Origin of the sequence: Halanaerobium saccharolyticum (assembly GCF_003259895.1) — a bacterium.
GTDB lineage: Bacteria > Bacillota > Halanaerobiia > Halanaerobiales > Halanaerobiaceae > Halanaerobium > Halanaerobium saccharolyticum_A.
This window is the reverse complement of record NZ_QLME01000009.1, coordinates 22,616-32,436: the sequence shown is the minus strand read 5'-3', so window position 1 is coordinate 32,436 and position 9,821 is coordinate 22,616. Positions and strand designations below refer to the sequence as shown.

10 protein-coding genes are annotated in these 9,821 nt (G+C 34.9%); all 10 read right to left on the bottom strand.

Features of this window, described 5'->3' with window-relative positions; all coding sequences use genetic code 11:
• Positions 1-234 precede the first annotated feature (234 nt).
• A complete protein-coding gene (gene flgL / locus C7958_RS07605; protein WP_111572074.1) occupies positions 235-1,419 on the bottom strand; it encodes a flagellar hook-associated protein FlgL in 1,185 nt (394 codons plus the stop codon).
• 19 nt (positions 1,420-1,438) lie between these two features.
• On the bottom strand, positions 1,439-3,157 hold the full coding sequence (gene flgK / locus C7958_RS07600) for a flagellar hook-associated protein FlgK (protein WP_111572073.1): 1,719 nt from the start codon (positions 3,155-3,157) through the stop codon (positions 1,439-1,441).
• Between the two features lie 13 nt (positions 3,158-3,170).
• The gene (locus C7958_RS07595) at positions 3,171-3,671 is read right to left on the bottom strand and encodes a flagellar protein FlgN (RefSeq protein ID WP_111572072.1); all 501 of its coding nucleotides are present in this window, start codon (positions 3,669-3,671) and stop codon (positions 3,171-3,173) included.
• A gap of 3 nt (positions 3,672-3,674) precedes the next feature.
• The gene (gene flgM / locus C7958_RS07590; protein WP_111572071.1) at positions 3,675-3,947 is read right to left on the bottom strand and encodes a flagellar biosynthesis anti-sigma factor FlgM; all 273 of its coding nucleotides are present in this window, start codon (positions 3,945-3,947) and stop codon (positions 3,675-3,677) included.
• Positions 3,948-4,219: 272 nt separating this feature from the next.
• Positions 4,220-5,362 carry an iron-containing alcohol dehydrogenase gene (locus tag C7958_RS07585; RefSeq protein WP_111572070.1) on the bottom strand — a complete coding sequence of 381 codons (1,143 nt, stop codon included), beginning with the start codon at positions 5,360-5,362 and terminating at the stop codon, positions 4,220-4,222.
• 456 nt (positions 5,363-5,818) lie between these two features.
• Positions 5,819-6,766 carry a chemotaxis protein gene (locus C7958_RS07580; protein WP_111572069.1) on the bottom strand — a complete coding sequence of 316 codons (948 nt, stop codon included), beginning with the start codon at positions 6,764-6,766 and terminating at the stop codon, positions 5,819-5,821.
• A gap of 93 nt (positions 6,767-6,859) precedes the next feature.
• The gene (locus tag C7958_RS07575) at positions 6,860-7,339 is read right to left on the bottom strand and encodes a ribonuclease toxin HepT-like protein (protein ID WP_181453817.1); all 480 of its coding nucleotides are present in this window, start codon (positions 7,337-7,339) and stop codon (positions 6,860-6,862) included.
• Positions 7,336-7,677 (bottom strand): nucleotidyltransferase family protein, encoded by a 342-nt coding sequence (locus tag C7958_RS07570; protein ID WP_111572068.1) that lies wholly within the window; start codon positions 7,675-7,677, stop codon positions 7,336-7,338. The genes C7958_RS07575 and C7958_RS07570 overlap by 4 nt, the downstream gene beginning before the upstream one ends.
• Before the next feature lie 88 nt (positions 7,678-7,765).
• Positions 7,766-8,092 carry a hypothetical protein gene (locus tag C7958_RS07565; protein WP_166668496.1) on the bottom strand — a complete coding sequence of 109 codons (327 nt, stop codon included), beginning with the start codon at positions 8,090-8,092 and terminating at the stop codon, positions 7,766-7,768.
• Positions 8,093-8,339: 247 nt separating this feature from the next.
• Entirely contained in the window at positions 8,340-9,812 is a 1,473-nt protein-coding gene (locus tag C7958_RS07560) for a glutamate synthase subunit beta (RefSeq protein ID WP_111572066.1), read from the bottom strand.
• Positions 9,813-9,821: the final 9 nt, after the last annotated feature.

Genomic DNA, 9,821 nt, shown 5'->3' with positions numbered 1-9,821 from the left:
CTGCATGTTGTTGTTTGTTTGACTTAGCTGATTGTATGAATTCAATGCAGCTACATTTGTGTTAATAATCATTTTTTATTCCTCCTTGAAATTTTTATTAGTGTTATATTAACCCGCATCCTTGCAGGCCAACTCTTGACCCTAAAACTGTTTTTACGATCGGCCGTTTCGCTCCAACAGCATTAGTGATCACCACAGCCCTAAAGATATCTTTAGAGCTATAATTGTCACTAATTATCTAATAAAATCTACTAAAGATTGCTGCATAATTCTGGCACCTGATGCAAGTGATGCTCGATAAACATTTTCTTCCATCTTAAGATTAGTTATAACTTCAGCCAGGTCCGCATCTTCATTTTGAGACTTTAACTTCTTTAAATGAACTTCTCCCGCTTCTAATCTGCTTCTTAAATTATCCGTTCTTTTTAGTTTTCCACCGATTTCAGCTCTTAATTCAGCATATTTATTAATAGAATTATCAAGTTTTGTTAGACTAGCACTAATCTCTTCTCCACTATAAGAATCTCCAGAACCAGCAGCTTCATAATTTTCACCAAAAATACCATCAGTATCCGTTATTTCAATTGCAGAGTCTTCACTGTATTCTTCACTTCTGAAAATTAATCTATTATCATTTTCTTCAACAGTTACTCCATCAATTTCATTTTCAAGAAAACTGGTTACTTCATTCCAACTATCAAAATCTTCTCCGCTTAAATCAACAGTTTGAACTGCTCCGTTATCAACCTGAATATCAAAAGTGCCACTATTATCTAAATCATTAAAATCAGTAAATTCTGAGGTTTCAACTTCTGCTGCCTGACCAGAAAGCTGATTGTATAGATTATTTAAAGTATTAATCTCATCTTCAAAAACATCTTGAGCATTTAAATTAATATCCATTTCTACATTTTCATTTAAACGCCTTTCAATAATCTCTTTATCACCCTGATATTTTACATAATCACTATTTCCAGTTACACTAAACGGTTGTACATTAGTCTTTTGGCCGGAGAAAATATAACTATCTCCTAATTCAGCCCTGGAAATATCAACTAATTCATCTCTTAATTCCTTAATTTCACCAGCGATTTTTTCTCTATCATTAGAAGTAACAGAATCATTTGAAGCATAGATTGATAATTCTCTAGCTCTCTGAACAACCTTTGTAGCACTTTTAAGAGAACTCTCAGTTGTATTAAGCCAATTTTCGGCCTGGTTAAGGTTACGCTGATACTGATCGTTTCTATTTAGTTGAGACTTATAATTCATGCTGTCTGAGACTTTAATTGGTGCATCAGATGGCATCTGGAATAACTTACCCGAGCTCAACTGCTCATTTAAGTTATTCAAATCTCCCATATTATTTTTTAGATGATCTAACATATTTTGAACCATCATTGAATTTGTAACTCTCATTGCTGTCAACTCCTGTTATTTAAACTATTGTCATTAAGCTATCGAGTAATTCTTCAGTTTTATTAATATATTTTGCTGCTGCTGCATATGACTGCTGATATTTAATTAAATTTGCCATTTCTTCATCAAGTGAAACCCCCGAAATACTTCTATCAAGAGTCGTTAGCTGTTTTAGAACTACATCCTGATTATTTTTCATCTGCTGAGATCTTGATGATTCAGCACCAACAGAGGTTACAATTGTTCTAAAATATCCTTCAAGTGAAGCACCCTCTATAACTTCATCACTATTAAATATATTAGCAAGGGCATTTGCATTTTCTCCATTACCAATCGATTTGTCAAGGGTTATATTTCTTTTACCCTCTTTATTAAGAGTTAGAGTAAAGTCATTAATAGCATCGACAGCTGGATCTGTATCTACAGAAATCCCACCATCTGCTTCAACACTTAAATTGATAGTTTCATCAACATTAATTCCAGTATCTGAATAAACTTCATTACCATCAGTATCATTAATTACTATATCTAATTGGTCACTGTTTGAAGTGTTTTCTGTAACTTCTATCTGATAATTACCACTCAAATTATTTCCAAGAGTATCAAGTTCAACAAAAGTATCTATATTTTTATTTCCGGCTGCTATTTTATCAAGACCATTTTCCAGATCTTTGATAGCCGCTGTCAGATCTAACTGAGCAATTACGCTCTGATTACTTGAATTATCAATGGGTTCAAAAAAATTTCCACCATCAACTCCATTAGCATCATAACCAGCCTGATGCTGATTATTAAATTCTGTCACCATAGTCTCTGCTAGTTTATCAAGCCTACCTGCATAAAAATCAAGTTTTTCGTCTCTCATTTCCATCCAGGCTGCTATTTTACCATTAGTAGGTTTGATCTCTGTTCCTGTGCGGCTGTGAATCAGTTGATCTTCCATCCTCGGAATACTATTATCATCAGTATTACCTTTAGTTTCTAACTCATAAGCATCTGAGCCATTAACCAGCTGCAGCCCCTGAGTTGAAACAACCAAATTACCCTGAGCATCTTCTCTGGACTGAACATTAATCAACTCACTTAAATCTTTATAAAGAGCATCTCGCTCATCAAGTAAATCATTAGGATTCTGTCCACTACCCTTAACAGAAACTATCTGTTTATTTAAGTCAGCCATTTTATTAGTAATATTATTAATATCTGCTGCTGCATTGCTAAGATTATCATTAATACTTTCTTTATAATCATTAAGCTGATTTTCTACACTTTTAAAAGAATCAATTACATTATAGGCATTTTCTCTTACCATATTTCTTGCTGCATCATCACTGGGGTTATTACTTAAATCCTGGAGTGAGTTCCAGAATTGATTGATAGAACTGTCTATTCCGGAATCAGAAGGTTCATTTAGAATATATTCTACCTTTTCTAAACCCCGCTGCATTTCTTCCCAGTAACCTGAAGTTTGAGTTTCATTAAAAATCTGCGAATTAATAAATTGATCTTTAACCCTCTCTACCTGTTCGATCTCAACTCCTGTCCCAAACTGTCCGGCTCCTCCATGATTGGAAAGACCGGGAGCTGTATAAGGGTAAGAAGCCTTATGTATTGCTCGCTGTTTATTATAATTTTCATTATTTGCATTTGCTATGTTATGACCTGTTACATCGAGTGATTTACGCTGTGTTTCCAGTGCTCTTAACCCGACATGCAGGCCGCTGAATATATTATTCATTATCTTCCCACCTTTAGCCCTGTTTATTTATAATTCTCGGCTGTTCTTTTTTATCTTTTGCTGTTTTAGAATAAGTAGTATCTTGATCTTTTATGCTTTTCACTATTGTTTCAAATGAAGTCTGATTTAAATCTATGGCCTGCTCGAGAAGTTTTTGATTCTGTTCATTTAAATTATGAAAGTCATCAGTCAAGTCAATCAGTTCTTCTCTAATAGGATTTAAATCTTCTCCCCAGCCTTCAGGCAGTTTTTCGATTAAGCTGCTGTAAGAATTTTTTTCTAATTCTATTTCAAACTCATCTTTGATCTCCTGAATTTTATCATTTCTTTCTTTATCCTTTGCTTCTATATCTGCAATTACTTCTCTATCATTTTCTACTATTTCCATTAATTTATCTGTGTCGTTATTTACTAAAGCTTCATTTTTTTCTTCTGCAATCTCAAAAAGTTTTTGATAGAGAGCTTTCTCTTCTTTTAAAATATTTAATAAATCTTTTTTTAGCTTCTCTGACATTTATTACACCTGCTCAACATTATTTAGAATTTTTGCAGCTAATTTTTTGCTGTCAACCTGGTAATTACCGGATTGAACTTTTTCTTTAAGTGCTGCAACTTTTTCTTCTCTAATCTGAGGTATCTTTTTGAGTTCAGCTCTAGCAGTCATGATTTCTTTAGCTTTTGCAGAAATTTGGGTAGTGTCATCTTTAGTTTGTTTCTTCTCAGTCTGCTTCTGCTGCATCTGCTTATAATATTGATTTATTTTTCCTGCTTGAATGTTATTAATTTTCATGGCTGCTCCCTCCTAAAGGGTAATTCATTTTTATCTTCTGCTACTAATATCGTCAGAGTCGTAGAATTCTTAAACTCATTTTAACCCCAATTAAAGCTTTTATAGGCTATCAGCAGTGATTAACTCTTTTTTGCTCTTGTTATTAGCTTAATTTAATTTTTATTATTTTTATTTTAAATTAAAAAATGCCGAGCAAAAAAAAAGTATCAGAGAGCTGAAAAAAATTCAGCAATCCGATACTTGAAAATACTATTTCTATTTTATAATATTAATTATTCACCATAATATGCTTTTTTATAGATTTCTTTTAAGTCTTCAACTTCGGGTTCCTCTGGATTAGTTAGGGTACAGGGATCTTCTAAAGCATTCTGAGACATTCTTGCCAGAACTTCTTCAAAATCCTCTTCAGTATAATCCAGCCAGTCTATTTCTTTAAAGTTAGCTTTAATATCTAATTTTTGATTTAAGTTTTTGACTTCAGCTTTTAAGTCATTAATTCCCAGATATTCTTCAATTTCTTTAAACTTATTCTCTGCTGCCTGATAATTAAAATCTATTACATATGGTAATAAGATTGCATTTGCCAGACCATGAGTTACATGGAATTCTCCTCCTATTTTATGAGCTAAACTATGGACAATACCTAAAGAAGCATTAGAAAAAGCCATTCCTGCCAGAGTAGAAGCATTATGCATTTTTTCTCTGGCTTCTAAATTATCTCCATCAGCTACAGCCTCTGGTAAGTAATCAAAGACAAGTTTAATTGCTTTTAGAGCCAGAGGATCAGTATAATCTGTGGCTGCAGTTGAAACAAAAGCCTCTACTGCATGGGCCATAACATCCATTCCTGTATTAGCAGTAATATGAGAAGGCATAGTAGCCGGAATCTGGGGATCAACAATTGCTAGATCAGGTACAATCTCTGGTGAAACAATTGGATATTTAATTTTCTTTTCCAGATCAGTAATTACAGAAAAGGCTGTAATCTCAGAAGCTGTTCCACTTGTTGAAGGAATAGCAATAAATTTAGCCTTATTTCTTAATTCCGGTATAGAACCAACTTCTATAATCTCTTCAAACTCTAAATCTGGATGTTCATAAAAAGCCCACATGATTTTGGCTGCATCCAGAGCAGAACCTCCACCAATGGCAATAACCCAGTCCGGTTCAAAATCGAGCATTAAGTTTTTCCCTTTATTAACTGTTTTAACAGAAGGATTTGGCTCAACTCCATCAATAATCTTAGATTCAATTCCGGCTTTTTCTAAAAGTTCTACAGCCTGGTCTAAAAAACCAAAGCGTTTCATAGAACTACCGCCAGTAACTAAAACCGCTTTTTCACCTTCCAGATTTTCTAAATAAGAAAGAGAATCCTGACTATGGTGAATCTCAGGTGGTATAACAAATGAGTTCATAATTATCCATCTCCTTTTTAAATTATTAACTGATAAGATTTTGTTATTTAATTCACAATTATTATAACACCGGGGCTTTAAAATAACAATGAAATCCTAATAAGTTTAAATTTTAAAATAAATCAGAACAGTAGTGAAATTATTCACTTTATATTTTAAAAAATATAATCTCTTTAATATAAGAAATTGAGTGACTTAATATTTTTTGATAAATAACTTGATAAAGATAAAAGCTAAATTAGTATCATCCACCAAATAAAAGCTATAAAGTTAAATGACTTAGAAAAATTAGCTAAAATAACTTAATGAGAAAAATGCTTAAATCAGACTGAAGAACACGAAGTTCTGAACTGCCGCCGAGACAGGATTCTCAATACGGCAGGTAGCTTGATTTAAGCCTTTTTTGAATTTTAGTTATTTCTAAGTTTTATTTGAAGTTTAACTTTATAGCTTTTATTAATAATCGGCTATCGGCTTCACAGCCTTAACCAGCTGATCAACTACTCCCACAAGTTTATCCAGTTCGGGTTTAGTTATCTGAGCATCTGCTCCAACATCCTTACCCTTATGCAGCAGATCTTCACTAATTAAAGAAGAGAAGATAACTGTCGGCAGTTTTCTTAAGTAACGATCCTCATGAATCTTTCTAATAAGTGTATGTCCATCCATATTGGGCATCTCAATATCGGTTATAATACCCTGTACATGGTCCAAAACACTGTCCTCTGGATATTTTTCCTTGATTTCTAAAAGATGATCTAAAAGCTGTCTGCCATCACTAAAAATTTTAAAATCCTGATAACCTGCTTCCACTAAGGTATCCTTAATCATATTTCTGGTTGTTGGAGAATCATCTGCTAAAGCCAGAGTTTTATTCTTTCTTCTCGCTCTCAAATCAGCAGAAGCTTCCGGTTTAACATCAACTTTATTACCCAGCTCAGGCTGTAAATCTTCTAAAATCTTTTCGAAATTTAAAAAGTTAATTAAATCTTTATCAGTATCTGATTTTATAACACCATTAACTAATTCTCCCATCATCCGATCAGGTGGCTGAATATCATCCCAGCCAATACGGTCAATACCAACTACATTGTCAACCGCAAATAAGATCTTGGTTGCATTAAACTCGGCCAGAATAGCCATTATTACTCCATCGTTTTCTATCAGCTCTGAATTCAAATAGGAACTTAAGTTAACGATCATTATTACATCACCGCGAATATTGGTCATTCCCAGTATCACATCAGACTTTTCGGGCAGCTTTTTAATATCACCCTTTTCAATCCGCAAAATCTCTCTTACTTTTAAGACATTTATAGCATATGAACTATCATCAACAATAAATTTTAAAATTTCTAACTCCCCGGTCCCACTTTCGAGTAAAATATCCTGTTTTTGTTTCATAATTTGCCCCCTCAAACTCTCTCTTTTTAGTTATTATTCCTAGTATATAATAATTTAACTGATTTTAACAGTCTTTGTCTTAAAAAATAAAATTTATTCTACATCCGCTTCCAGAAACTGAAGAAAACTCACAATTTCTCTTCTGACTCTTTTGTAGTCGGCAGGAAAATTTTCCAGTAAGATAGCAATTTTTTTAGCTGAATATTTGTGGGCATAAACATTTCTAACTACATGTCTAAATGCTCTGTATTCATCAAGTATGTTTCTACTCTCTTTAGAAATGACAGCTGGTCTTAAATTTTTAATATTTAAAGCCATTTGATCCAGGAGTTCTTTGTGCCAGGACGAACCTTCTGGTATATTTTCATCTATTTCTCTTGCCACTTCTAAAAATATTTTCTCAAAACCTGAATAAAGACCGTGTAAATTTAGAGCAACACTATCCAGGTAAAATTCATCACCATTTGTTTTATATTCTTTCCAGACTGTTTGAATCCTATCTTTTAGCTGGTCTAATTCAGTCAGCTCATCTTCAACCTTGGCAATAAAAGTTAAAATACCTTTTTCAGTCATAATTCTACCCCCTGCTCTTTAATTTCTTTTTTAAATGAATCTCTGCATTCTTTATAATCAAGGAGATCAACTTCAAATCCACTTATAATATTCATTACTTCTGCATAAGCTTTATAAAACAGCTCATCTTTAAGTCCAAAAACAGCCAGATCTACATCTGAGCGCAGGTAAAACCTATCTTCATCTAAAACAGAGCCGAAGAGTATTACCCTTTCTGCCTTATATTTTTCTTTTAGTACTTTAGCTGCTTTTTTTGCTTTAGTTAGAGCTTCCTGTCTCCGTTCTGCCTTTTCCTCTTTTTTGCTGTCCTTCAATAAAAGGGGATACTTTTTGCTCATGATCTCACCCGCTTTCTTTGTTTTTATTATATCACATAGCTAGCAAAAAGCCACTACCCGAGGTGGATAGTGGCTTAATAAGTCTATATTAGTCATTAAATACTGGTTCTCCGGTCTCAATAACTATCTGGTGGTGATGATCTCTAAGCGCATCTTTAAGCTTAGTCTGTTTTTCCAGATTATCAATGAGATGATCTATTTTATCGTCTATAATGCTCATTTTTATTTTGTTAGTATCAGTTTCAATGCGCAATACTCTTAACAAATGATTATTTTTATCTAATAATCTTTCTATTTCTGCCACATCAGATTTCAATCCAGAAATATCCTTCTGTAAAGAAGATACGTCATCCTTAACTCCAGAAATTTCCTCTCTTACAATCTGTCTGATACCATCTAAAAGCTCCTGATCCAAAGTTAACACCACCTATCTCTTAATCGTTTCCATGAGCGGCATTTGATTGCAATAAATACTGAAAAATTGTTCAGCAATTTCGATTGCGTCTTATTATATTTAAGTATACCACAGCTGAAAATGTTAATAAAGAACTCATAGTAAGATTTTTGAGATAATTACATAAGGCAATTGTCTAGATAGCTAAAAGCTTAAATTGAAATTTATATTTTTACAAAAAATGGTTCCGTTAACGGTAGTTGCACGTTTATTTAAGGTAATCATCCACTTCTCGAGCTGCTTTTCTACCTTCATCAATCGCATTAACGATCAGGCTCTGGCCGCGGCGCATATCACCGGCAGTAAAAATTCCTTCGATGTTGGTTTTAAAATCACCGTAATCTGCTTTGACATTGGAGCGCTGATCCTGTTCAAGTCCGGCAGCTTCAATGATATTTTCTTCTGGTCCCAGAAAGCCCATTGCAATCAGGATCAGATCTGCGGGCCAGACTTTTTCGGTACCCGGCTGTTCGATTGGAACAAAACGGTTTTCTTCATTTCTTTCCCAGTTGATTTTAACTGTTTTGACTCCATCAATAACTTTTTGACCGTCAATCTCTTCAGTTATTATTTCTTCGGTCATGATTAGAAACTCTCTTGGATCAGAGCCAAAAACCTCTATTGCTTCTTCCTGGCCATAATCGACTTTTAGAGTTTTGGGCCATTCCGGCCACGGATTATCGGGCTGACGCTCATCCGGTGACTTAGGCATAATCTCAAACTGATTAACGGTTCTGGCACCCTGTCTGATAGCAGTTGCCACACAGTCAGTTCCGGTATCACCACCACCGATCACAATTACATCCTTACCTTCGGCAGAAATATAGTCCTCATTTTGATCTCCCAGGATATGTTTTGTATTGGCTTTAAGATAATCAACTGCAAAGTGAACTCCAGCTGCATCTCTACCTGGAACCTCGAGATCCCTGGGCTTTGTTGCACCACCTGTCAGAACAACTGCATCAAATTTCTGCTTTAGTTCTTCCAGACTTAGATCTTTACCGATTTCGGTTTCGGTTATAAACTCTACTCCTTCAGTCTCCATAATATCCAGACGCCGCTGCAGCACCTTTTCTTTATCCAGCTTCATATTGGGAATACCGTAGACTAAAAGTCCACCGATTCTATCCTGACGTTCATAAACAGTTACTTGATGTCCCAGCTTATTTAGCTGATCTGCTGCTGCCAGTCCGGCCGGGCCAGAACCAACTACAGCTGCTGACTTTCCGGTTCTGACTTCCGGGGGTTCAGGCTGAATCCAGCCTTCTGCAAAAGCTTTTTCTATAATCTGATACTCATTGGCTTTAATTGTCACTGCCGGATCAGTAATTCCAAGTGTACAGGAACCCTCACAGGGTGCAGGGCAGACTCGACCCGTAAATTCGGGGAAGTTGTTAGTTTTTAAAAGTCTTTTAACTGCCTCTTTCCATTTTCCCTTATAGATTAAATCATTCCACTCCGGAATCAAATTGTTAACCGGACAGCCGGAGACCATACCACCAATTTCCAGACCACTGTGACAGAAGGGGATTCCACATTCCATACAGCGGGCTCCCTGAATTTTAGCAGCTTCTTCGCTAAATTTATTTTTAAATTCTTTCCAGTCTTTAATTCTCTCTTCTGGCGGGCGTTCTCTGGGAACTTCCCGCTGATATTCCATAAATCCAGTTGCTTTACCCATTTTATCTCC

Coding starts and splice junctions, on each gene's coding strand:
- flgL (WP_111572074.1), bottom strand. CDS start 1,419: ATGAGAGTTACAAATTCAATGATGGTTCAAAATATGTTAGATCATCTA.
- flgK (WP_111572073.1), bottom strand. CDS start 3,157: ATGAATAATATATTCAGCGGCCTGCATGTCGGGTTAAGAGCACTGGAA.
- C7958_RS07595 (WP_111572072.1), bottom strand. CDS start 3,671: ATGTCAGAGAAGCTAAAAAAAGATTTATTAAATATTTTAAAAGAAGAG.
- flgM (WP_111572071.1), bottom strand. CDS start 3,947: ATGAAAATTAATAACATTCAAGCAGGAAAAATAAATCAATATTATAAG.
- C7958_RS07585 (WP_111572070.1), bottom strand. CDS start 5,362: ATGAACTCATTTGTTATACCACCTGAGATTCACCATAGTCAGGATTCT.
- C7958_RS07580 (WP_111572069.1), bottom strand. CDS start 6,766: ATGAAACAAAAACAGGATATTTTACTCGAAAGTGGGACCGGGGAGTTA.
- C7958_RS07575 (WP_181453817.1), bottom strand. CDS start 7,339: ATGACTGAAAAAGGTATTTTAACTTTTATTGCCAAGGTTGAAGATGAG.
- C7958_RS07570 (WP_111572068.1), bottom strand. CDS start 7,677: ATGAGCAAAAAGTATCCCCTTTTATTGAAGGACAGCAAAAAAGAGGAA.
- C7958_RS07560 (WP_111572066.1), bottom strand. CDS start 9,812: ATGGGTAAAGCAACTGGATTTATGGAATATCAGCGGGAAGTTCCCAGA.